Source organism: Paraburkholderia sp. SECH4 (assembly GCF_030511745.1).
Lineage (GTDB): Bacteria > Pseudomonadota > Gammaproteobacteria > Burkholderiales > Burkholderiaceae > Paraburkholderia > Paraburkholderia madseniana.
This window is the reverse complement of the sequence record NZ_JALOCP010000057.1, coordinates 1-23,233: the sequence shown is the minus strand read 5'-3', so window position 1 is coordinate 23,233 and position 23,233 is coordinate 1. Positions and strand designations below refer to the sequence as shown.

The following is a 23,233-nucleotide window of genomic DNA, read 5'->3' as shown; positions in this document are numbered from 1 at the left end:
AAACGTTAATTTCGCATTCGCGTTTGCGATATTTGCAAACGCATGGCAACGGGGAGAAGCCGTCAGCGTGCTTAGCTCACGGCGTCATCTGCGCGATGGCCCATTCACGGAAGCGTCGTGCCGGCGCACTTTCCGCGCGTTCCAGCGGGCGTGTCAGGTAATAGGCGCCGCCCATCGTTGCTGACGCCGCCGATGCTTTGACGAACGTGCCATTCTCAAGCAGCAGATCGATGACCTTGCTCCATCCGAGCGCGATGCCTTTACCATGCGCCGCGAGTTCCGTGATCAACGGATAACTGTTCACGATGATCGTCGAGGCAGGATTGGTCCGCGTCACACCTACGCGTTCGAACCAGCTATGCCACGACATCCAGTTTCGTTCGGCATCTTCGAGTACGAGCAGCGTGTGCGACAGCAATTGCGCCGGTTCGAGGAGTGTGCCGTTCAGATAGCCGGGCGAGCAGACGGCATAGACCTGCTCATCGAACAGCTTCTGCGTGTGAGTGCCGGGCACGTCTGCGTTGCGCAGATAGAAGATACCCACGTCGTACTCCGCGGAAGAGACAACGCCGAAATGATCACGCACGATGATCCGCAGATCGATGTCCGGGTTGACCTCGATAAAGGAGCCGAGCCGGGGCGCGAGCCACAATGCGGAAAGCCCGGCAGTGCAGGAAATGGTCAGCCGCGACTTGACGACCCGCGCCATCATATTCGACGTGGCGCTGCTGCAAAGCTCGAGAATGCTTCGCACGTCAATTGCATAGGTTTCGCCGGCGGGCGTCAGGCGCAGGGCGTTGTGTTCACGTGAAAAAAGACGTCGCCCGAGGAATTCTTCCAGTTGGGAGATCTGCCGGCTGACCGCACTCGGTGACAGATGCAACTCGTTGCCGGCGCGAGTGAAACTCAGGTGTCGTGCGCTTGCTTCGAAGGCGAGCAGGCATCCGAGTGGCGGCAACGGGGTTAGTGCCATGAGTCGTGGTTCTTGGCCTAGCGGGTAGTAGCGGGAGTATGCACCGAAAGCGGAAGGACTTATGCCGCCTGCCAATCCACGCAACGCAGCCGGCTCTTACGCGTGCTCGAACTCGCATGGTTTGCGTTGACGTCGCAAATCATTCCATTGGATTTTGCCAATGCCTGTTCGATTGACGATTGCTGGCAACGTCAATCTGGCGTTTCGGTGCCGAAATCTATGTGGACGTTGCTGCCGAGCCGCGTCAGGCGGACCCGCGCCATCGGCCCGTATCCTTAGTAGGATCGTTGCTTGATACCCCAACGATCCGCATCGTAGGTGACCACCCAGAGGTTCTTGTGCAATGTGATCACTGAACCGTCTGCGCGATTCCTTGTGTACTCAACCAACAAATGCACTTTTTGCGGGCTGACCAGCACCGCGTGCTTATGAAGGTGGACGGTGCGGTCCCATCCAGTATCCCGCTCAAGGTCGTCAAAGAAGCTGGCGGGCAGTTGACCTTTGTCTTCTCATATCACCAGTCGCTCGCCTGAGAGAATGATGTGCGGAAAATGGAGGCAAGCGTCCATGTCCGTAAGATCACGCGCGTTGCATGGTGCCACGCGGATCGGCGGGCCGGTTGCCCGGTCCGCCGTTTTCCCCCATGCGTGGTGCCTTCGTTACTTCCTTGATGTCAGCCCACCGAGCACGCCGCCAGATGACCCGGACGTCCCTCCTCCGGCGCCGCCAAGCGCACTCGTCAGGGCGTTGACGAGGCCAGTCACGGGCGCGAGCAGGTTGGTCGTGCCGGATCCACTTGAACCGCCCGAGGCGTGTAGCGCGCCCGTCGACGATGATGCTACTGACGTCGCTTGTACTAGCGGATTGTTGGCGCTGCCTGTCGCGCTGTTCGGCGCGACGCTTGCCGAGTTGGGCACGCCAGTGAGCGGCGCTAATGGATTGCCGGGTCCTCCGACCATGCTGGTCAGCGAGGAGGTCACCGAAGTCAGCGTGCCGGTCAGAGGTGCGAGCGGATTGGTCGAACCGCCAATACTGCCAAGTCCGGCCGTCAGCGTGCCAGGCAGCGAAGTGAGGATGTTGGTGAGCGGTGCCAACGGATTGCCGGACGAGCTGCCGCCCGGATTGAGGATGCCCGTCAGGCCGCCGAGCGGATTACCGCTGCCCGAGCCGCCTGTGGTCAGCAGGCCGCCGACCGAGGTAACCGTATTGCCCAACTGGGTCACCACGTTACCTAGGTTCTTGCCGATCGGATCGCCCGTGGCGCTGCCGATCTGGCTGCCCGCAGTGTCGAGGCCATGGCCGATGGTCGACAGCAGTCCGTTGAGCGGATTACCCAAACCGGTCGTATCGCCGACGGTCTGGGTGGTCTGCGCGAGAGTCGCGGTGATTGGCGTGATTGCAGTGCTGAGGGTCTGCGTGAGCTGCTGCACCGGGCCGTTGGTGAGCGTCGAGCCGAATTGCGTGCCCAGGCTGCTGACGGCGGTGCCCACGGTGGAGATTGTGCTGCCGAGCGGGTTTGTCAGCGGGCTGAGTGGAGCAGTTGGGCCGCTGCCGAGGCTGGTCACGAGCTGTCCGGCGCTATTGACGGCCTGACCGGCGTCATAGACCAGGTTGCCGCTGCTGGCGAGCGTGGTACCGAGAGGCTCGGTCGAGTTCCCAAGCTGGCCGAGACCGTTGAAAGCGCCCGCGCCGAGTGCGGACACCCCGGCGCCGAGATTCGAAACCACACTGCCGAGCGCTGCGGCGGTTGCGTTGTTGCTGCCAGGGATCGGTGTGAGACCGATCTGGCTGCCGATGGCCGAGACAGTCTGGCCGGCCGTGGTGACGACGTTGCCGGTGTTCTGCACCACGACGCCGAGCGGGTTGGCGCTGGAGGGCGTCGGAGTGGGCGTGGGCGTGGGCGTAGGCGTGGGCGTAGGCGTAGGCGTGGGCGTGGGCGTAGGCGTGGGCGTAGGCGTGGGCGTCGGCGTCGGCGTGGGCGTAGGCGTAGGCGTAGGCGTGGGCGTCGGCGTCGGCGTCGGCGTCGGCGTCGGCGTGGGCGTCGGCGTGGGCGTCGGCGTGGGCGTGGGCGTGGGCGTCGGCGTCGGCGTCGGCGTCGGCGTGGGCGTGGGCGTGGGCGTCGGCGTGGGCGTGGGCGTGGGCGTCGGCGTAGGCGTGGGCGTAGGCGTCGGCGTCGGAGTAGGCGTCGGCGTCGGAGTAGGCGTCGGAGTAGGCGTCGGAGTAGGCGTCGGCGTCGGCGTCGGCGTCGGCGTCGGCGTGGGCGTGGGCGTGGGCGTCGGAGTAGGCGTGCCGTTACCGGACCCGGATCCGGAACCTGTACCGGACCCCGCCCCTCCTCCCGAACCACTGCCGGATCCGCCGCCCGTGCCTGTGATGGCGCCGCTTCCCGAAGCACTGCCAAGCGTCGGCGACTTCGTGGTCAATGTCGATCCACAACCTTGAAGAACCATCAGTGACGACACGCACATGGCGATCGTCGTCATTTTGAAATTGCGATTCATGCTTGCACCCCCCCGGTAATGAAAATCCTAGGGTTGTGACTGCAAAGGTCATACCATATGGGACCGCACCGTGCGGTGCATAAGAAAACTCAGCAAATCAAGGGCGCGCAGGCGATCGATTCCCGCGCGTCGCGATATTGAAACGCCGGTGTGGCGCGGAACATTGTCTTCCGGACCTCGAATGTAACGTAACGTGCGGAGAGCGGTTTTCACCCATCGGTAGCTCCTCCGAGACAGCTGTTCTTCGCCAATGAGCAGTCGTTTGAGAGCCGATTGCGATCGACGGTTGGTGTTCGACTTTGCCTGTCGGCGATCGGCAGAAGTCGTTGAGGGTTGTTGGATGCCTGCCGTGGTCGCCACGACTGTGAACACGCTACGGCACGTGCCGGCAGGCGTCGAACAAGCCTCAACGCCTGACGCCAATAGCACCGAAAGCGTTTCACAAAAAACCATCGGATCATTTTGTTACACCTCTTACCGAGGTCCGAACTGGCGCGCTACAAAAACCTTTCGGAGGGCGGTTATACTCGGCGCCGTCCCAAAAACCAGAGACCTTTTATGTCGAAGAGAATCTTCCAGATTGTTGCCATTGCAGCGCTCACCACTGCAGCGTCGTTACCGGCGGTGGCCGGCGATATGAACAATGCCCTTGGCGGCGCGCTCGGCGGCGTAGCCGGCGCTGCCCTGGGTGGCGCAGTAGGCGGCAGCACGGGTTCCGTCATTGGCGGTGCAGTCGGCGGCGGCGCCGGCGGCGCAGTCACGTCAAACCGCAGGGAACGCACGGGCGCCATCATTGGTGGCGCGCTCGGGGGCGGTGCCGGCACAGCGGCAGGCAATGCGATGGGCGGCCGCACGGGCGGCCTCGTCGGCGCGGCCGTGGGCGGCGGCGCGGGTTCAGCGCTTGGCGGTAACATTTCGCGGTCAAATTCGTACGCGGACGACTATTCCCGCGGCTACCGACCGGACAAGCGCCATCACAAACATCGCCACCATGACTGAACGTTGAGCAAAAAACGGCGTGGTTCGATCAAAGGTTAAGCCCGCAACGCCGAATACTTTTCGCAGCGCTGCACGGGCGATTCTCGTGTGAGCCGAACCGGCACTCGATGAACCACGCCAGCCTCTTCAATCGGACCTTCGATTCGCCCGACAGCGGTCGTTCAAATACGGCCTTCATTGACTATCCGCTAAGAGCTTTCCACGCGCGAAGACCACCCAACTTGCCCAACTTGGATCCGGTTGGTTTGGCTGCCTCGCCTTTTTGACTTCAGGCCCCCGTTACAATCTAACGGAGTCGTAAGAAAGGAAACCCATGTCCGCTTTTCCACCTCCCGGACTGTCCAGGTTTCCTGGCTTCATCTCTTCACCAAAATTATGCGCCCCGCTTATAGAGCGCTTTCAACTGTGACAACTCTTCCATAAATTTATTCTTAAGTTCCCACGGCCCTACGATCTTCAAATTTGAACCGTATCCCAACAGCTTCCGCGCGCCGTGCTCGATGGATTCGATGGGCATCAAAAACTCTTTCCATCCTGATGGCACCTCCGCACTACCTGCACCCTGCAAAACTGGAGCGGTTTTAATACGCGCGTTGACCAACCAATTCTCGCCGCGCGCCGACACGGCGATATGTGCCGTCAACCGATAAAGATCGGTCTCGTAGCGGTCTATGGCGTCACGCCAGTGCTTCGCCAGGTCAAACCGCGCAGGACGCTTGAAACGGCGGCGAGAGGACTTGAATTCACTAATATTCGCTAGCCGAAAGGTCAGTGCGCCGGGCCTGCCCACCACCTTGGCAATCAGGTACCAGGTACCTCCCTTGAGCACCAAACCGAGCGGCTCAAGTTCGCGGCGGGATAAACCATGCCAACTCTCATACTTCACTTCGATACGGTACGAGCTCCACACGGCATTGGCGACTTCACGCAGAAATAACGGCGTTTCTTGAGCACGGTACCAATCCACCGTGTCAATGTGCAGTCGGCTAGCGACACGATCAGCCTGCTCGCGTGAGTCCGGAGGCAGACTGGCAATCATCTTTAGCCGCGCAGAGGTTGCCATGCCGTCCAAGCCCAGTTCCGTCGCAGGCCCAGGCAAACCTGCCAGAAACAGCGCGTGCGCTTCGTGCTCCGTGAGCCCAGTGAGATCGGTACTCCAACCCTCGCGTAATTGAAATCCCCCGTTGCGACCTCGATCCCCCCAGATGGGCACGCCAGCACTAGAGAGCTGATCGATATCGCGCAAGATCGTGCGCTCGGAAACCTCCAGTGCTTCAGCCAAAGCCGGTGCGGTCATACGCCCGCGCGCTTGCAGCATCATCATGATCGACAAAAGGCGGCTAGCTTTCATAAATGACACCTGACCTCAAATACATGACATAAGGCGTCATGTTAACGGACTTACTATCTGCCACATCCCTCCTCTGCTCGATCAATGCGAAGGTCAAATATGGACAAGGGCATTCACGAAAAGCAACTCAAGGTCATTGAACTACGCCAATACACCCTTCACCCCCACAAACGCGACGTGTTGATCGATCCGTTCGATCGTGAGTTTGTCGAGACACAAGATCAATTGAAGAGAGACAAATGAAAATAATTTCCGGACCCCTGAGCATGTTCGGTGCCAAGGTTGAGATCGCGGCGCACGAGAAGGGCATCGACTTCGAACTGGTGATGGCTCCGTTTGATCAGTTGCGCGGTTACGCCCCCAAACATCCAGACGTATTGCGCGTCAATCCGAAGCATCAGGTGCCGGTACTAATAGACGGCAACCTGGAGATTTTCGATTCCACGCAAATATTTGAGTATCTTGAAGACCTGAAGCCCAATCCCGCCTTATGGCCGGCGCATCCAGAGGCGCGCGCCATGGCGCGTCAGCTCGAACACTGCTGCGATGAAATCTATTTTCCCCACATTGTCCGACTGATGGGACTTGAAGATGCGCCGGATGATCCTGCGGCGCAGACTGCGCGCAACGAAGCGTTGCAATATTATCGACGCATGGAACGAGTTCTTGCCAATCGCGAATTTCTGGCCGAGACCTATTCCTATGCCGACATTGCGTTTTACATGGCGCAGTTGTTCGGCGCGCGCAAGGGTGCGCCGATAACAGGAGAGACGCCCAACCTGCTGGCTTGGCGTGAACGAATGATCGCACGTCCTGCCGTGCGAAAAGTTGCCGGTGCTATGGCGGGATATCTTGCCTCGATTGGAAGTGCAGTCCCCGATTTTCTTCATGGACTTAACTAGCAGCTTGTTGAAAAACTTCGTGCCACCGTCATTCGAGCACGAGCGGTGAGGGAGACATCATGCGTTCGGTACTGTCGTGACTTGCAGTCATTTCTGAGCGTCATACCCTCCGATTTTCGGCGATCTTCGCGAAGGTATCGAATGACTGAAACTGGGCCGCGTGCTGCCTAATGCATGAGGTATCGTTTCCGTGGCGCGCAATGCGGCGACCGACAGCGGGCGACGGCAGATTCAACCGCCGTTCAGACTACCTTCTTCGAAACGACTGTTTTCAAGCAGCAACTGCGGCTCGTCCCAGATTGATATGCGCGATCAAAGGTCGTGCGTGCTCGGGATGACAACCGCTTGGCCGTGCAGTTTACCGTTCGTGTCGAGAAGCTGCCACAGCGTGGCTTCCTCGATCATGAAGCGCTGGCCCGACTTGGTGATACGCACACCCTTGTAGCCCGCCTCGTAGCCGAGCCGCTGTACGCGTGCGAGAAATTGCTGCCGCTCCTCGCGATTCGGAGCCTCGGCCGAGAGTCGGGACGGCAGTCGGGTGATTTCATCCCAGCTATATCCAAAGCGGCGTTGCGCGGCCTTGTTGCCGTATATAAAGAGCGGGTCGGGATCGGTGTTGTGCGCGAGTACCGCGAACGGGGCATGCTCATAGAGCCATTCGGTAGCTTCGGCCAGGGGCATGGCCTGTTGCACCAGGGGCCGACCAAGTAGCCGGGCATAGCTGTCGGCAAGGAGCTGATAGAAAGCTAGATCGCGGTGGAGTGGGATCATCTGGGGCATTTCAACGGAGATCGTGGGGTCTGTGCGACGGCGGTGGCGCTCACGATACAGCATTGGCGGCGAAGGTTTCCAGCTTCCCGGCGTACTGCGGCGGCATAGGGCGGTGATTGATCAATCGCCGGAAAATTGTGACGGACACTCCACGGTCCGATGCGCACGCGACCGAGGATCGCTGCTGGCCGCGTCTGCCTAACGCATGAGGCATCGTTTCCCGCGGTGCGCGATGCAGCGACCGGCAGCACGCGACCGAGGGTGTGTGGAAACTCGATTTTCGCGGCTGAGGGCGAGGTTCGCGGTCGGGTCAATCAAGTTAGATACGTCGAGCTTGCGCTATTCGAGCAATGCGAGCGCAAGAAGCCCTTCAGGGCCTCAGCTTCCAGCCATCCTCATTGCCTTCATTGTCCTCGCAACCCCAAGTATATTCATGACTCGCTTGAGGTTGTATGCCGGTACCTGAAGGCTCATTTCGGTGCTCACCCGCCCGAGCGTCCGGGTCTGGAAGTGTGTGGCACCCATCCAATGCTTGAGCGTGCCGAAGACGTGTTCAACGGTGCTTCTTCGGATGGTCATCGCATCAGGCTTCCGGTCAAGCCGACGCTGCAACTGCTTCAACTCGAACGGACTAGCGTGCCATGACAGGCACCCCCGTGTGGCCGGTCACGCTGGAATATTTGTTCCTGCCAGCCGTTTACTGCGCACGGACGATCCCATTCCGTTATGCCTGAACCAGGCCTCGATTGCCGCGCACCCGCCGGCAAGGGTCTGCGCTTGCCTGTTTGCAGGATTCGCCCCGCCGTTGCCGACGCTGCGCGACGCGCGTTCGAGTTGCAGGACAGCGGTGCTGGTTGCCGTCTCGTGGGCACGGGCGAAATTCGCTAGCGGCGGCCGGCACGCACTGCGCGCGGCGACAACAACGCGCCCGCCCCGCGGCCTTCTTGGAGATGCCAGTCATGAACCCCGTCATAAACGGCTTCAATCCGACAATCGACCAGCAACCCTGCCAGCGCGGTGTCCGTGCAAAAGACCGCACGCTGAAACACCTGCTGCTGGCTGCCCTATACGGCGCCAGTCTCGCGCTTTCGGCAGCGGGCTCCGCCCTCGCCGACGAGCTCACGCCGCTGCTCCCGCCGTCGTTCGTCACCTCGACGACGATACCGGCCAACGGTGATGTCAATCCGTACGGCGTCGCCTTCGTGCCCGACGGATTTCCCCGCTTCGGCACCATCGCCGCGGGCGACCTGCTGATCTCGAACTTCAACAACGCGCAGAACGCCCAGGGCACTGGCACGACGATCGTCAAGATCGTGCCGAACAACCAGCCGGCCACGACGTTCTTCCAAGGCGCCCCGGGGCTTGGCCTGAGCACCGCGCTCGGTGTTCTCAAGGGCGGCTTCGTGCTGGTCGGCAGCGTACCGACCACGGATGGCACCTTCAATACGATCCAGCCCGGCGTGCTGCTGGTGCTGAATCGAACCGGCAACATCGTCGCGCAATGGACGCCTGCGATGGCGAAGATCGACGGACCCTGGGATCTGACGATCTTCGATCAAGGCGACCGTGCAAAGGTGTTCGTGTCGAACGTGCTCAACGGGACGGTTGTGCGCCTCGATGTGAGCGTCGACGACAACGGCGTTCATCTCAACCACGCGACGCAGATCGCCTCGGTTTACCCGCATCGCAGCGATTCCGCGGCACTGGTCGTAGGCCCGACCGGACTCGCCTACGACCCGCAGCGCGACGTACTCTATGTCGCGTCCACCGTCGATAACGCGATCTTCGCGGTATTCGATGCGGGCAAATCGCAGCACGACGGTGGCAAAGGCGTGGTGATCTATGCGGACAACGCACATCTCCACGGCCCGCTCGGGCTGACCCTCGGACCGAACGGCCATCTGTTCGTCGCGAACGGCGATGCGATCAATAGCGATCCGAAGCAGCCGAGCGAAATCGTCGAATTTACGCCGCAAGGCCGCTTCGTCGCGCAGCTTGCCGTCGACCCGGCCCAAGCCGGTGCCTTCGGACTGGCGTTCTCGCAGCCGCGTCATGAGTTCGTGCGCTTTGCGGCGGTCGACGACAACACAAACAGCGTGACGGTCTGGAACGTGCCTTTCGAGAATGGTGGGCAATAACGCGCGCTGGAATGACGTGCAAAGCGCTCGGAAGCGACTTCATGAAATCAGGTCTTTCGCCGGTGGCTGGCATGCGACTGCCAGCCACTGCGCGCCTCGGCGCGTCGATTCCATTACCCGCAATCCGACGGCGGCCGACGCTTAAGAAAAAATAATTTGTAAAGTACGCTACACACATGTAGTTTACTTTACATGACTACCTTGACCACGTGGGCCGTACTGGTCCTGACCTTTCCGACTGAGAACGCTACCGCGCGGATGCGGGCATGGCGGGCGCTGAAAGCGAAGGGTTGCGCCGTCCTGCGTGACGGCATCTACCTGCTGCCGCACACCGCGGAGCGCGAAGACATGCTGCGCGAACTCGCCGGCAGCATTGACGAAGCCGGTGGCACTGCGCATCTGCTGCGGGCGCAAAGTCTGGACTCGTCGCAGGAAGCGGACTTTCGCGCACTGTTCGACCGGAACGACGATTACAGGACCTTTGTCGCGTCACTGGGCGCCGCGCGGAAGACGCTCGGAGGCCAGGCACCAGCGGAAGTCACCCGCCTGATGCGTCGCCTGCGCAAGGACTATGACGCGATCCGGACGATCGACTATTTCCCGGGCGCCGCTTTGACCGACGCTGAAATCGCCTGGGAAGACTTTGTAGCGCTCGCGGATACGGTCCTGTCGCCAGGTGAGCCGCATGCGGCCGAGCGGGCCATCCGACCGCTGCGGCGCGACGAGTACCAGGCCCGCACGTGGGCAACCCGGCAACGGCTATGGGTCGATCGCGTCGCGAGCGCATGGCTGATCCGTCGCTTCATCGATCCGCAGGCACGCTTCCTTTGGCTCGTGTCGCCGGAAGCCTGCCCGTCGGATGCACTCGGCTTCGACTTCGACGGCGCGGCCTTCACACACGTGGGCGAGCGCGTGACGTTTGAGGTGTTGGTTGTGAGTTTCGGCCTCGACGAAGACGCGGCGCTTCTTCGGCTCGGTGAAATGGTGCACGCGCTCGACGTGGGCGGCGCACCGGTACCGGAAGCAATCGGCTTCGAAGCGGTGATGGCCGGCGCGCGGCAGCGCGCGTTGGACGACGATCAACTGCTCGACGAGATGAGTCGCGTGCTGGATTCGATCTACGCGCACTTCACGGCGAGCACAAAAAACACCGACGCAGGGGGCCGGTCATGAACACCACGGCGGCGACCGCGCCGGGCTACACCCTCTGGCAGTTGCTCTTTTACATGCTTCGCCTCGGCACCTTCGGTTTTGGAGGGCCGGTGGCGCTGGTCGGCTACATGCACCGTGACCTGGTCGAGCGTCGGGGCTGGATCAGCGAGCAGGACTACAAGGAGGGGTTGGCGCTGGCTCAAATGATGCCAGGCCCTCTGGCCGCACAACTCGGCATTTATCTCGGATACGTGCATTACCGAGTCCTCGGTGCAACGGTGGCCGGTATCGCATTCGTCCTGCCTTCGTTCCTGATGGTTGTGGCGCTCGGCTGGGCCTACGCACAGTATGGCGGCCTCTCCTGGATGCAGGCGGTCTTCTACGGCGTGGGTGCCGCCGTGGTCGGAATCATCGCCATGAGCGCGTACAAGCTGACCAGGAAGACCATCGGCAAAGACAGACTGCTGTGGGCGATATTCCTGACGCTCGCGGTCGTCACCGTGGTGACCCAATCCGAGATCGCATGGCTGTTTATCGCGGGTGGCCTGATCAACTGGTTCCGGCGTGCGCCGCCGAAGTGGTTTGGCAAAGGCGGACTGAATGCGCTTGCCGTTGCGCAGGCGCCCGGTATGAGCGGCGTCCTCAGTGGTCTTGATCTGCCACTGCTCGGCCAGATCGGCCTTTTCTTCGCCAAGGCCGGGGCGTTCGTGTTCGGCTCGGGACTCGCAATCGTGCCTTTCCTCTACGGCGGCGTCGTGACTGAACATCACTGGCTCAACGACAAGCAGTTTGTCGATGCGGTGGCCGTCGCAATGATCACGCCGGGGCCGGTCGTCATTACGGTCGGCTTCATCGGTTATCTCGTCGCCGGATTTTCGGGCGCCTGCGTCGCCGCACTCGGGACTTTCCTGCCTTGCTATCTGTTCACGGTGCTGCCGGCGCCGTACTTCAAGAAATACGGCAAGTTACCGGCCGTCAAGGCGTTCGTCGATGGCATTACTGCGGCGGCGGTGGGCGCAATCACGGGCTCAGTCATTGTCATCGCGCGGCGCTCGATCGTTGACTGGCCGACTGTCATGCTTGCTCTTGTGACGCTCGTGTTGCTCTGGCGATTCAAGAAGCTGCAGGAGCCGGTAATTGTCGTTGCGGCTGCCCTGTTTGGTCTCGCTGTCTATCCGCTTATCCATTCGCACGCCATCTGATTGCCCGCGCGTGCGCGCATTCTACGAGGATCGTATTCATGGCCACACGTCGTACCTTCCTGCAAGACACCGCCGCGGTCGGCGTTGGAATCATGCTGGCCCAGGCACAATCGGCACGTGCCGCAGAAGAGCTCGGTTACACCGACAAGCTCACAGACGCGGACGGCAAGTATGCCGCTGCACCGCTGCCATTCGCCTACGATGCGCTTGAACCGGTTATCGATGCGCGCACCGTCGAACTGCACTACAACTTTCATCACAAGCCCGCGGTGGCTGCCGCGAACAAGGCTGAAGACAGCCTGGCGAAAGCCCGGGACTCAAACGACTTCGTGCTGGTGAAGTTCTACGAGAAAGAACTCGCGTTCCAGCTATCGAGCCACATCCTGCACACCATTTACTGGACCAGCGTCTCGGGAAAAGGCGGTGAACCGAAGGGCGAGCTGGCAAAAGCGATTGACAGGAATTTCGGTTCCTATGCGAAATTCAAGGCGCAACTGCTTGCCGCGACGATTGCTGTAGAAGCATCCGGCTGGGGGGTTGTTGGCTACCATCCCGCAACGGGCAAGCTCATGATCCTCCAGTGCGAGAACCATCAGAAGCTGACCGCCTGGGGTATCCAGCCCATCCTCATCCTCGACGTTTTCGAGCACGCGTACTACCTGAAGTACCAGAACCGGCGCAACGAATACGTCAACCAGCTTTTTAGCCTCATCAACTGGGACAACGCCGCCATGCGGATGCAGGCAGCGTTGCCTGCGCGGAGGCTGACGTGAACTGGATGATGCGTGAGACTGGCGAAGACGACGGTTGAACGAGCGCCGCTCGCGGATCGTCGTTGCACGGTGAACACACTGATGAAACTCGCATCATGAATGCACTTTGGACTCGGCCTGCTGCTCGTTGGCTGCTTTCTGTCGCGTGCGCTATTGTTGCCGCGTTGGGGGTCGTGATGTTCTCCGCGTCAGGTGCGGATGACGGTCTTGAAATGGGCGACCTGCCGTTGAAACAGATCGCCGACATTCCGCTGGGCGGACGACCGACCCGACTCGATTACGCAAGCCTTGACCCGTACCGTCATCTGCTATTCATTGCCCATCTGGGCGACGGCGAGGTGGTCGCGTTTGACACGCGCGCAGCGCGCGTAATCGCCCGGATTCCAGACGTGGCCTCAGTGCATGGCGTGCTGGCGCTTCCGGAATTGTCACGCGTGTATGCGTCGGCCACCGGTTCAAATGAGATCGTCGCGATCGACGAAGCCACACTAAAGATCACCGCACGCATGCCGGGCGGCAGGTACCCGGACGGCATGGCCTACGCGCCCGATGCACACAAGCTCTATGCGTCCGACGAAACAGGCGAGAATGAGACGGTGATCGACATTCGCTCGAACACGCGGATTGCAACGATCCCGCTCGGCGGTGAGGTCGGCAATACCCAGTACGATCCGGTCTCCCGGCACATCTTCGTGAACGTGCAATCCCGGCAGCAACTGGTCGAAATCGACCCGGCCAACGACCGGATCGTAGCGCGCATCGATCTGCCGGGCGCGCGGGGCAATCACGGACTGCTGATCGAACCGCAGCAACGGCTTGCTTTCATCGCGTGCGAAGGCAATGACAAGTTGCTGGTGCTCGACATGCGCACGATGCGCGTCAAGTCGTCCTTCGATGTCGGTCGGGATCCGGATGTCCTGGCCTTTGATCCGCAACTGCATCTGCTCTACATCGCCGGTGAGACTGGCATCGTCTCGATGTTCAAAGCCGACGCGGGCAACGTGTCGAAGATTGGTGACGGCCGCATTGGCCCCAATGCGCACGTGGTCGCGGTGGATGACTCGACGCATCGCGCTTACTTCCCGCTCAGGAACGTTCAGGGGCAGGCGACGTTGCGCATCATGGCGCCTCAAGGCTGAGGCCGTGACGAGTGTGGAGGATGAGATGAGTCAAACTGAAACGGCCAAGGTGGCCGTACTGTGGCGCGGCGATCATGAGGCGCGTAAAAGTGCGACACCGGCGAATAATCGCTTTTATCGCATCTTCGCAGAACTGACGGCGATCGGCATCGCGGCTCAACCCGCCGTCTATTCCGACGAGATGGTGGACGAAGTGCGTGAACAACTGCTGAATGTCGATGGCGTACTGGTATGGGTCGACCCGATTCACGATGGGCAGACCCGAGTCGTTCTCGACGCGATGTTGCGGGAGGTGGCGTCGCGCGGACCCTGGGTCAGCGCCCACCCTGACGTTATCTTGAAGATGGGCGTCAAGGAGGTTCTACATCGCACCAGGCATCTCGGCTGGGGCACGGATACCCATCTGTATCTCAACACATCTGCGTTCCAGTCCGAGTTCCCGTCCCGGCTTGAATCGACAGGACCGCGCGTGCTCAAACAAAATAGGGGCAATGGAGGTCAGGGGGTCTGGAAGGTCGAGCAAATCTCGCCGCCGGGCAGCGATACCGTATTGGTTCGAGTTCTGCATGCACGCCGAGGGAGTGTGCCGCAAGAGATAGCGCTTCACGAATTCATGGCGCGTTGCGAGGCATACCTCAGGCCCGACGGCTGCATTGTCGACCAACCCTTTCAGTCACGCCTGCCCGACGGCATGATTCGCTGCTACATGGGAAGAGAGAAGGTTGTTGGATTTGGACACCAGTTGATCAAGGCGCTGATACCGCCACCACCGGAAGGACCCGACTCTGACGCTGCGCAGCCCGGGCCACGTATCATGCACCCCGCCTCGGCTGAGCCGTTCCAGGCCTTGAGAGCGAAAATGGAACTCGAATGGACGCCGCAAATGATGAACGTCCTGAACATCGACAGCGCTTCGCTGCCGATTATCTGGGATGCTGACTTTCTTTATGGGCCACGCACCGAATCGGGCAAGGATACCTACGTACTCTGCGAGATCAACGTCAGCTCGGTTTTCGCCATACCAGACCAGGCACCGGCAGCTATTGCTCGCCTGGTGAACGAACGTCTGCGAAAAAAATAGGCCTCGATCTGAGGTTCCGCCGAAGTACGACCAACATGATTTGCGTTACGTCGGGCGGAGGTGGGATCGGTTAGCGACCGACACGAAAATAGTTCTCGGACACGGGAATAAGCCCGCGGCGCCGGCCGTTTTATTTCTGTAGTGTTGATACGCGCGGTATTCGTAGAAGAAAACGTCATGTTCTCAAGCTCACGCACCGCAGTCTTCCTTGGCGTGGCCGCACTCGGCCTCGTTTGCAGCCCCAGTTACGCAGAGCAGACGATAAAAGCCACGCTGCTCACGAACACGATCCAGCTCAATGCAAGTGACGTTAAGGCAGGCAAAGTCACGTTCGAGGTAAGCAACGCGCCGGACACCGGTATGACGCATGAGTTCGTCGTTCTTAAAACAGACCTGCCCGCCGATAGGCTGCCAGTTAAAAATGGACAGGTGTCGGAGAGTCAGTTCAAAAAAATGGGAGAGGTGGAGGACATCGACCCCGGCAAGAGCAAACGTTTGACGCTCAAGTTGGCACCCGGCCGCTACGTAGTAATCTGCAACCGGCCAGGCCACTACTCGATGGGCCTGCATACGTCTTTGCTCGTCACGCCCTGACCGGCTTGGGTCATGCGTTTTTTGACGCACCACGTTTCACTGATCCAGATGAGCTTGGCGACCTCGTTTTGTCACGCGCGGTAACGAATTTCCGCTGCACGCTCCCCGGACAAGCGTGCCTCGCCGTGGTCTAAATCTTTAGCGGAGTCGTTCCGCCACATTAGATGAGGTCTTACCGTGCAGCACATGATTTTGCCCCATTTGACAGGGGTATTTGCAGCCGCATTGCTGGGCGGCTGTGCCGTGGCGCCTTACGACACATCGATGAATTCCTGTGATCAGGAGTACATGATGACCAATCCTGCGGGCGCTGAATATTACTGCGGTCCCGCCTATGGGTACCCCCTGTACGAAGGAGGTTTTTCCGGCTTTGTCGATATTGACAACTTTCACCGTCACCACCACCACCACGACCACGACCACGACCACGACCACGACTTCGATTTTCATCGCGGCCATGACCATGATCGTGACTTTCATCACGGCGGCGCAATGGCTGGCCGCGGCCACGGCGAAGCGCACGCCGAAGGCCACGGCGGCGGGCACGGCGGCGGGCACGACTCAAGTGGTTTCGGCAGCGACTTTCAGCCGTCGGGAGCGAGCGGATCGCACGGGGGTGGTCCGCGTAAGTAACCGGAATCACGCAACGGACCGCACCTCCACAATCTTCCGCTCGAACGACTCCGATCCCGGTCTACGTTTTGTCGGACCACCGCTTTTTAGCGGCACGCTCTGGTCTTTCTAGAGATCTCGCGTGGGTGGATCGCAGTAATACCAGGAGGCGCTGTACTGGCCCGGGCCGGCTGAGGGCTACCCTTGTTCGACGTAGTTCGCCGGCGCGGCGTGAGCGGTCACGTTGGACGATCCCATATGAGCGTTGCGAGAGGCGCACATAGGAAAAGTTGGACTAGCGCCGATGCATTCCGCCGGACCCATTCATACCGCCGAATCCATGCATTCCGCCGGACCCATGCATTCCGCCGGACCCATGCATTCCGCCGGACCCATGCATGCCGCCGAATCCCCTCGTACCACCGAAGTTATGCATACCGCCGCCCGGGAACGGGCCGCGGTGAAAACCCGTTCCGTTTGGTGCAAAGCGAACGTGACCCATCTGATGAAAGTGGTCAAAGTGATGGAAGTGATGGAAACGGTCGACAAAGATAAAGCTCACGCCCGCGCCAATGAATACCGGCGGCCCCCACCACCAGGGGTCGGAATAGGGATAGGCCGCGGCGGGGTACCACAGCACGCTGCCATCCTGGCTTTGAACAATCTGCCAGGTCCCATCACTTTGCAGGCACGCACGTCCGACAACCTGCTGCATCGTCCCATCGATTTCTGCCTGCCCGACAACAGCTCGGCAATTCGCGCTGTCCGTGCTGTCGACCGGCACCGGTTGCTCGTCATACGTTTGCGCGAGTGCAGGCGCAGCGAAGCCGAGACAGACGAGCAATGTCCCGAAACGAAGCAGTTTGTTCATGATGTATGGCCACATGAATCCCCGACGTTTTCGACGTCGTGTCGTCGGCGTCACCCAGCACATCGGTGTGCTTGCGCAAATTCACGTCACAGGCATGGCCGCGATAGGGGCCTGCCGCTCGGGACGTGGTTGCCTGACGAGTAAACGATGGAACATGCCGGCTTATTCCAGCAATACTTGTTCTCTGGCGTTTTTGAATTCCGTCATTCGAGTGCGCAGCCAGGGCAATGGTGACGATCTGACGGATGGATCTAACAATCGCGCGCGTGGTGAATACGATGTGAGGAATCGCTGGCAGCAGCCGACTTATCAGTCAACTGCATCGATGGCTAACTATCGGAAGACGGCTGCCGCTCCGCTCCCGTCGCGCTTTCAATCATGGTCGTCATTTGACCGCCTGTCCGACGAACTCTTCAGCTCTTTATCCCCTGATTTCTTCGTTCGATGCAGCGAGTTTCCGATCTGTCCGGTGACATCCTGGATAGATGAGCGCATGTACCAAGGCCACCAGGCCAGATGCCAGAACCACAGGCATGCTCCGCGGTATCCCCGGAGCCACTCACGGTTTATACCAGTCGCAGGAAAGCTTTCAAGGCTGCGATGGCCGAGCGCCATCACACCAATCGTCATCCAGACAACCGCGATGACGAGGGTCGGAAGTGACAGAACGCATGCGGCGACAAATATCGCAAGCGGCAGACAGATAGTGAGTGGCGAGCGGGTTTTCATTTTGCTTTCGCCCCTATATAACGGATCTTATTATTTTAGATTAGCGTATTTTGGAGGTATTAACCGCCAGGATTTTGTACCATCGCTGGACCCTAACGCCGACCGTCAAACCGCAGAATATTCTGCGGTTTGAACATCCAAAGTGTGATTCATAGTCAGGCTCTAACCCACGAAGTGCCAATGCTTACGTGGAAAGCATGAAGTTTTGCATGCACGAAAATCGCCCCGAAACGCCGCCGGCGGTCATAGCCAAGCTAAAGACATGTGAAAACATGACACCGATTTATGTTGAAGCGACGAGATAACCGCAATGAACAATGATGTGCTCGCTGCCTTTGCCACGGGCGAATTATGCAATGTGAATCGCAGTGAAAGTAATTCGTTGGCAAATTCACATGCCAGCGACTTTTTTTTGTCCCCGTATTGTCATTCCCTCCCTATAATTTCTTCCCGTCGTAACGCTTTGTAATGGAGGCAGCGTCCCCACGCAGGGAGCTGCCCGTCGTCGCCACACGCCACATTACCGCTTGCTCGTCCGAGTAACGTCATGGAGGCGTTCGTGAAAAAAATTGCCAACGTAATTAGTACACCCATATTTAGAAGCGGCTTGCTTTGCGGCGCCGTTTCCGTCGCGCTTGCCGCGGCTATCTGGCCGACCGTCGCGCAAAGCCAGCAGCAGGCCGCGATAGCGGCTGCGCCAGTGAACACCGCGTCGCCGATCAAGCATGTCATCGTGGTGGTCGGCGAGAACCGCACGTTCGATCACGTATTTGGTGCTTACACGCCACGCCAGGGGCAGACAGTGGCGAACCTGCTGTCGAAGGGCATCATCACGGCCGACGGCCGCCCGGGTCCGAACTTCGCGCTGGCCGCGCAATACACGGCTAGCGCCACTGACCCGAAGCGCTTCGAGATGGCGCCTGGCGGCAAGCAGCCGTATACAGTGCTGCCGGCGCCGAATACCGGCTCTACGGCAAGCACACCGAGCGATACCAGTCCGCCGCCGTTCGCCACGCTCACCGCGGCGCAGGCCGCCGAGGGCGCGATGATGGAGCCTTGGGACGTCGTGCATTTGACCACCGGCGCGAGCGGCTTGCCGACGCATAGCGTCGATACGCGCTTCGGCTCGAACACGTATAACCTGCCGAATGGACCGTATCAGATCTCGCGCGTCGGTCCCGACTATGATCAGTACATCAACAGCCCGGTGCACCGCTTCTACCAGAATTGGCAACAGGCCGATTGCAGCCTCGATCACGCCACGCTCGATAATCCGAGCGGTTGTCAGATGGATCTGTTCGCGTGGGTGGAGACATCGGTGGGCGCCGGTTCGAACGGCAAGCCGCGGCCCGCGAACTTCAACGACGAGACGACCGGCGAAGGCGCGACCGCGCTCGGCTATTACAACGTGAATACCGGCGACATGCCGTACTTCACGCATCTCGCGCGCCAATTCACGATCAGCGACAACTATCACCAGCCGGTGATGGGCGGCACGGGCGCGAACAGCATCATGATCGGCACCGCCGATGCGCTCTACTACACGGACGGCAACGGCAATGCCACAAAGCCGCCGGCAGATCAGATCGAGAATCCGCTACCGCAGGCAAACACCAACAACTATTACACGCAGGACGGCTATTCGGGCGGCACGTACAGCAACTGCTCGGACAGTCATCAGCCCGGCGCCGGCGCGCTGCGGCAGTACCTGAACCGCCTGCCGTACAAGCCGGACGCGAAGTGCGCGCCGAACACGTATTACCTGCTGAACAACTACAACCCAGGCTACAACGGGGACGGCACGGTCAATACGAGTACGTTCACGATCCCGCCGTCGCCGGTGCGGACGATCGCCGATACGCTGATCGAAAAGAACATCTCGTGGAAGTACTACGGCGAAGGCTGGAATACGTTTGTGACGACGCCGGCCACGAGTGTCTACTGCAATATCTGCAACCCGTTCCTGTATGAAACCGCGATCATGACGAACCCCGCGCTCGTCAAAGCGCACCTGCAGGACACGACCGATCTGTACGCGGACATCGCGAACGGCACGCTGCCCGCGGTTTCGTTCGTGAAGCCGGGCGGTCTGCTCGACGGGCATCCGGAGTCGTCGAAGTTCGGACTCTTTGAATCGTTCGTGCACAAGCTGGTCGACACGGTGCAGCGTGACCCGAGCCTGTGGGCTTCAACAGCGATTCTTGTCACGACCGACGAAGGCGGCGGCTACTACGACTCAGGCTACATCCAGCCGCTCGACTTCTTTGGCGACGGCCCGCGCATTCCGATGATCGTCGTGTCGCCATACTCTCGCGGTGGCCGCGTCGTGCACCAGTACGGTGATCACGCGTCGATCGTGAAGTTCATCGACCGCAACTGGCATTTGAAGCCGATCACGGAAAGAAGCCGTGACAATCTGCCGAATCCGATCCAGTTGCAGACGCATCCGTATGTGCCGGTCAATGCGCCCGCAATCGACGACCTGTTCGACGCGTTCGAGTTTCCGCGCACGCCGTAACGGTGTGACATGGACGGCAGAGCCGGACCGGCTCTGCCGATCTCAAGGATCGAGTCGTTCTGACACCCTCAAAAAATCCGAGAAAATAGTTTTCTCGAATTAAACAGAACTCACCCTTTATAAAGTCAAATTAAGCACGAAACAAAAATCCGACTTTAGAAAAACTAAACACGGAACTCAAATCAAATCGTTTGTGCGCTAACACCCCCGCCGCTACTCTGTCCTGCAATGATCTCCGGCAAACATCACGCTTTGAAGCGGATTTTGCCACCCACTTCATTTCATGCATTCGACAGAGGAAATTCAGAATGAGTCTGGCGCACATCGAATCTCGACCCAGCAAGATATCCGAAGTTCAGCTCGGGGAATCCGATATTTCAATCGAGCAATTCATTGCCGTAGCCCGACATGGCGCACAGATAAAGTTTTCGCCCGTCTATCGCGAGCGCGTGTTGAACTCGCGCCGCCTAGTCGATCTTTTTCTGAGCCAGAACCGGCTTGTCTATGGGGTGACGTCTGGCTTTGGCGCAAATTCGACACGCGTCATCAGCCCGGACGACGCCGAGCAGCTTCAGCGAAATATCGTGCGCTCCCATGCCGTCTCGGTCGGCGAACCGCTGCCTCGTGAAGTGGTTCGAGCCACGCTCCTGATGATGCTGATCAGCCTCGGCAAGGGTTATTCCGGCGTAAGCCTCGAGTTGCTGCAGCAAATCGCCGAACTGCTGAACAACGACATCACGCCGTTCGCACCGGGCGATGGATCGGTTGGTTATCTCGCGCCCGAGGCACATATGGCGCTTGTGCTGATCGGCGAAGGAGAAGCTTTCTATCGCGGTGAACGCGTGAGTGGCGCCGAAGCATTGGAGCGAGCGGGGCTGAAGCCGCACTCGTTGCGCTGCAAGGAGGGGCTTTCGCTCACCAACGGCACTACCTCAGTGACCGCGATCGGGATGCTCGCGCTTTACAACGCGCTCGAGCTTTCGAAGGTTGCGGACATCGCCGCATCAATGTCCCTGCAGCCGCTCAAGGCCACCACGCGCTCGCTGGATGCCCGGTATCACTCCGTCAAGAAACACGTCGATCAGCGGAACACGGCCGACAACATCCGGCGGCTCCTCGCCGGAAGTGCGCTATGCGATCGCTTTACCGATTACCGGCTGCAGGACGCCTACAGCCTTCGCGGCATTGCTCAGGTACATGGAGCGTCCAAGCGGGCGATCAAGGACGCCTACGACGCGATTCTCGATGAAGTGGGGTCGTGCGGCGACAACCCTGTCATCCATCCCAACGCCGAGGATGGTACCGCGATATCCGGTGCCAACTTCGACGGTACGTTCGTCGGCATCGCGTGCGATCTCCTTTGCATCTCCATGACCACGCTCGCGAAGATCTCGGAGCGCAGGACGGACCGTCTCGTCAACCCGTACTTCAGCGAACTGCCTGCGTTCCTCGCGAAGGATCCCGGGCTGAACAGCGGTTACATGATCATTCAGTACACGGCGGCCGGCTTGCTGGGCGAGATGCGCACCCTTGCTCAACCGGCAAGCGTCGATAGCGTGCCGACGAGCGGCAACCAGGAAGACCCCGTGAGCTTCGCCTATCACGCGGCACGAAAAGCCTACACAACTTCGCAGAAGTTGCAGCACGTGCTGGCGATCGAACTGCTCACCGCCGCCCAGGCGCTGGATTTCTTCGATCCAGCCGACGCATCACCCGCAACCGCGGCGGTGTATGCGCGAATTCGACAGGTTGCCCCGACAGCAGAAGGCGATCGGTTTTTCTATCCGGACATGATGGGCGTCCACCGGCTCGTCGAACAGGGCGACTTGCTGAACATCGTGGAAAACATCGCCGGCACCTTGCACAACTGAAGCCGGTAGCGCCAGCAATGCCGCGAACTGTGGCGATCCGAGTATTTTCAATCCAAGCACAACCTTGATTCGACACTATAGAGGTGTAATGTGAATACGATTTCCACAAGAGTCCTGAAGACTTCTCTCGTCACCTTTCTCGGCGTGCTGGCACTGGCAGGAAACGGCGCTCAAGCAAAGGAATGGAAGACCGTGAAGGTCGCCCTGGAAGGCAGTTATGCTCCATGGAATCTGACCTTGCCGAATGGCAAAATCTCGGGATTCGAACCGGAATTGCTCGACAATCTTTGCAAGCGGGTTAACCTGCAATGCGAGCCGGTCGCCCAGGACTTTGACGGCCTCATTACCGGCCTGCAGGCGGGCAAATTCGATGCTGTGATGGATGCCCTTGCAATCACACCCGAACGTCAGCAGGTCATTGCCTTCTCCAAGCCCTACGCTGCAACGCCGGCCGCGTTCGCGACAATAGATGGGCACGGATTGGCGAACACGACAGGAAAAACCTCTTCGCTCAAGCTGACTGGCGACACCAAAACCGACAGCCCCATGATCGCCCCGCTGCGCGATCAACTGAAAGGGAAATCGATCGGCATTCAATCCGGCACGGTGTACACCAAGTTCATCAACGACAACTTCAAGGACATCACTTCCGTACGCCTCTACAAGACCTCGGCCGAACGTGACCTCGACCTGGTCAACGGACGCGTCGACATAGCCTTCGACGACGTCACCTACTACGCCGGAATCGCCGACAATAAAGACACCTCCCGAATCCGGATCGCCGGACCAACCATCGGCGGCGCGGTTTGGGGGCCGGGAGAAGGTCTTGGGTTTCGCAAACAGGATACGGATCTGAAAGCAAAGTTTGACGCAGCCATCACGGCAGCACTAGCGGACGGTACCGTGACGCGCTTGTCGGAAAAGTGGTTCAAGACCGATGTGAAGCCGTAAGCGTGCGGCATTGCATGACGCCGTTGCGCGTCGAGGCGGAGATCAGTCTTTGCTAGGGAAACGCTGATTAATGTACTGCCCGTTCGGTTTGCAGATGAAGCGGCG

20 protein-coding genes and 1 pseudogene are annotated in these 23,233 nt (G+C 59.8%); 13 read left to right on the top strand and 8 right to left on the bottom strand.

All coding sequences use genetic code 11. The features are described from left to right. Positions 1-76: 76 nt before the first annotated feature. Positions 77-973 carry a LysR substrate-binding domain-containing protein gene (locus M0D67_RS38955; protein ID WP_266242683.1) on the bottom strand — a complete coding sequence of 299 codons (897 nt, stop codon included), beginning with the start codon at positions 971-973 and terminating at the stop codon, positions 77-79. Positions 974-1,632: 659 nt separating this feature from the next. Further along, positions 1,633-3,474: a collagen-like triple helix repeat-containing protein gene (locus M0D67_RS38950; RefSeq protein ID WP_266242680.1), complete on the bottom strand. Its 1,842-nt coding sequence runs from the start codon at positions 3,472-3,474 to the stop codon at positions 1,633-1,635. Between the two features lie 558 nt (positions 3,475-4,032). On the opposite strand from M0D67_RS38950, the gene M0D67_RS38945 reads away from it, so the two are divergent. Continuing rightward, the gene (locus M0D67_RS38945; RefSeq protein ID WP_171929573.1) at positions 4,033-4,473 is read left to right on the top strand and encodes a hypothetical protein; all 441 of its coding nucleotides are present in this window, start codon (positions 4,033-4,035) and stop codon (positions 4,471-4,473) included. 373 nt (positions 4,474-4,846) lie between these two features. On the opposite strand, the gene M0D67_RS38940 is transcribed toward M0D67_RS38945, so the two are convergent. Beyond that, on the bottom strand, positions 4,847-5,824 hold the full coding sequence (locus tag M0D67_RS38940; RefSeq protein WP_154563923.1) for a YafY family protein: 978 nt from the start codon (positions 5,822-5,824) through the stop codon (positions 4,847-4,849). Between the two features lie 99 nt (positions 5,825-5,923). Between M0D67_RS38940 and M0D67_RS38935 the strand changes: the two genes are divergently transcribed. Continuing rightward, positions 5,924-6,067 carry a hypothetical protein gene (locus tag M0D67_RS38935; RefSeq protein ID WP_154563903.1) on the top strand — a complete coding sequence of 48 codons (144 nt, stop codon included), beginning with the start codon at positions 5,924-5,926 and terminating at the stop codon, positions 6,065-6,067. Further along, complete coding sequence (locus M0D67_RS38930; protein ID WP_154563901.1) at positions 6,064-6,726, top strand: glutathione S-transferase family protein; 663 nt, start codon at positions 6,064-6,066, stop codon at positions 6,724-6,726. Before M0D67_RS38935 ends, M0D67_RS38930 begins: the two co-directional genes overlap by 4 nt. Before the next feature lie 312 nt (positions 6,727-7,038). Here M0D67_RS38930 and M0D67_RS38925 read toward each other — a convergent pair whose 3' ends face one another. Then, positions 7,039-7,497, bottom strand: coding sequence for an MEKHLA domain-containing protein (locus tag M0D67_RS38925; RefSeq protein ID WP_266242705.1), 459 nt, complete (start codon positions 7,495-7,497; stop codon positions 7,039-7,041). Between the two features lie 378 nt (positions 7,498-7,875). Continuing rightward, positions 7,876-8,118: pseudogene (locus M0D67_RS38920) on the bottom strand (transposase); the annotation flags it as partial. Between the two features lie 338 nt (positions 8,119-8,456). On the opposite strand from M0D67_RS38920, the gene M0D67_RS38915 reads away from it, so the two are divergent. The 7 genes from M0D67_RS38915 to M0D67_RS38885 all read left to right on the top strand — a co-directional run bounded on the left by M0D67_RS38915 (position 8,457) and on the right by M0D67_RS38885 (position 15,576). After that, positions 8,457-9,635 (top strand): hypothetical protein, encoded by a 1,179-nt coding sequence (locus tag M0D67_RS38915; RefSeq protein ID WP_266242675.1) that lies wholly within the window; start codon positions 8,457-8,459, stop codon positions 9,633-9,635. A 192-nt stretch (positions 9,636-9,827) separates the two neighbouring features. Continuing rightward, complete coding sequence (locus M0D67_RS38910; RefSeq protein WP_266242673.1) at positions 9,828-10,808, top strand: chromate resistance protein ChrB domain-containing protein; 981 nt, start codon at positions 9,828-9,830, stop codon at positions 10,806-10,808. Further along, positions 10,805-11,989, top strand: a complete 1,185-nt coding sequence (locus tag M0D67_RS38905; RefSeq protein WP_266242671.1) for a chromate transporter — start codon at positions 10,805-10,807, stop codon at positions 11,987-11,989. The genes M0D67_RS38910 and M0D67_RS38905 overlap by 4 nt, the downstream gene beginning before the upstream one ends. Positions 11,990-12,027: 38 nt before the next feature. Then, positions 12,028-12,762 (top strand): superoxide dismutase, encoded by a 735-nt coding sequence (locus M0D67_RS38900; RefSeq protein WP_266242669.1) that lies wholly within the window; start codon positions 12,028-12,030, stop codon positions 12,760-12,762. 176 nt (positions 12,763-12,938) lie between these two features. Continuing rightward, entirely contained in the window at positions 12,939-13,901 is a 963-nt protein-coding gene (locus M0D67_RS38895; protein WP_266242667.1) for a YncE family protein, read from the top strand. A gap of 25 nt (positions 13,902-13,926) precedes the next feature. Beyond that, complete coding sequence (locus tag M0D67_RS38890) at positions 13,927-14,982, top strand: Cj0069 family protein (protein ID WP_266242665.1); 1,056 nt, start codon at positions 13,927-13,929, stop codon at positions 14,980-14,982. A 177-nt stretch (positions 14,983-15,159) separates the two neighbouring features. Then, complete coding sequence (locus M0D67_RS38885) at positions 15,160-15,576, top strand: cupredoxin domain-containing protein (protein ID WP_266242663.1); 417 nt, start codon at positions 15,160-15,162, stop codon at positions 15,574-15,576. A 138-nt stretch (positions 15,577-15,714) separates the two neighbouring features. On the opposite strand, the gene M0D67_RS38880 is transcribed toward M0D67_RS38885, so the two are convergent. From M0D67_RS38880 to M0D67_RS38870, 3 genes are all read right to left on the bottom strand, one after another. Continuing rightward, positions 15,715-16,134, bottom strand: coding sequence for a hypothetical protein (locus M0D67_RS38880; RefSeq protein ID WP_266242661.1), 420 nt, complete (start codon positions 16,132-16,134; stop codon positions 15,715-15,717). A 349-nt stretch (positions 16,135-16,483) separates the two neighbouring features. Continuing rightward, positions 16,484-17,059: a hypothetical protein gene (locus M0D67_RS38875; RefSeq protein WP_266242659.1), complete on the bottom strand. Its 576-nt coding sequence runs from the start codon at positions 17,057-17,059 to the stop codon at positions 16,484-16,486. Between the two features lie 372 nt (positions 17,060-17,431). Further along, positions 17,432-17,788: a hypothetical protein gene (locus tag M0D67_RS38870; protein WP_154563881.1), complete on the bottom strand. Its 357-nt coding sequence runs from the start codon at positions 17,786-17,788 to the stop codon at positions 17,432-17,434. A gap of 547 nt (positions 17,789-18,335) precedes the next feature. Here M0D67_RS38870 and M0D67_RS38865 point away from each other — a divergent pair. From M0D67_RS38865 to M0D67_RS38855, 3 genes are all read left to right on the top strand, one after another. Then, on the top strand, positions 18,336-20,306 hold the full coding sequence (locus M0D67_RS38865; protein WP_266242655.1) for an alkaline phosphatase family protein: 1,971 nt from the start codon (positions 18,336-18,338) through the stop codon (positions 20,304-20,306). 308 nt (positions 20,307-20,614) lie between these two features. Then, a complete protein-coding gene (gene hutH, locus M0D67_RS38860) occupies positions 20,615-22,177 on the top strand; it encodes a histidine ammonia-lyase (protein ID WP_266242652.1) in 1,563 nt (520 codons plus the stop codon). Between the two features lie 114 nt (positions 22,178-22,291). Beyond that, positions 22,292-23,128: a transporter substrate-binding domain-containing protein gene (locus M0D67_RS38855; RefSeq protein WP_266242702.1), complete on the top strand. Its 837-nt coding sequence runs from the start codon at positions 22,292-22,294 to the stop codon at positions 23,126-23,128. Positions 23,129-23,233 lie beyond the last annotated feature (105 nt).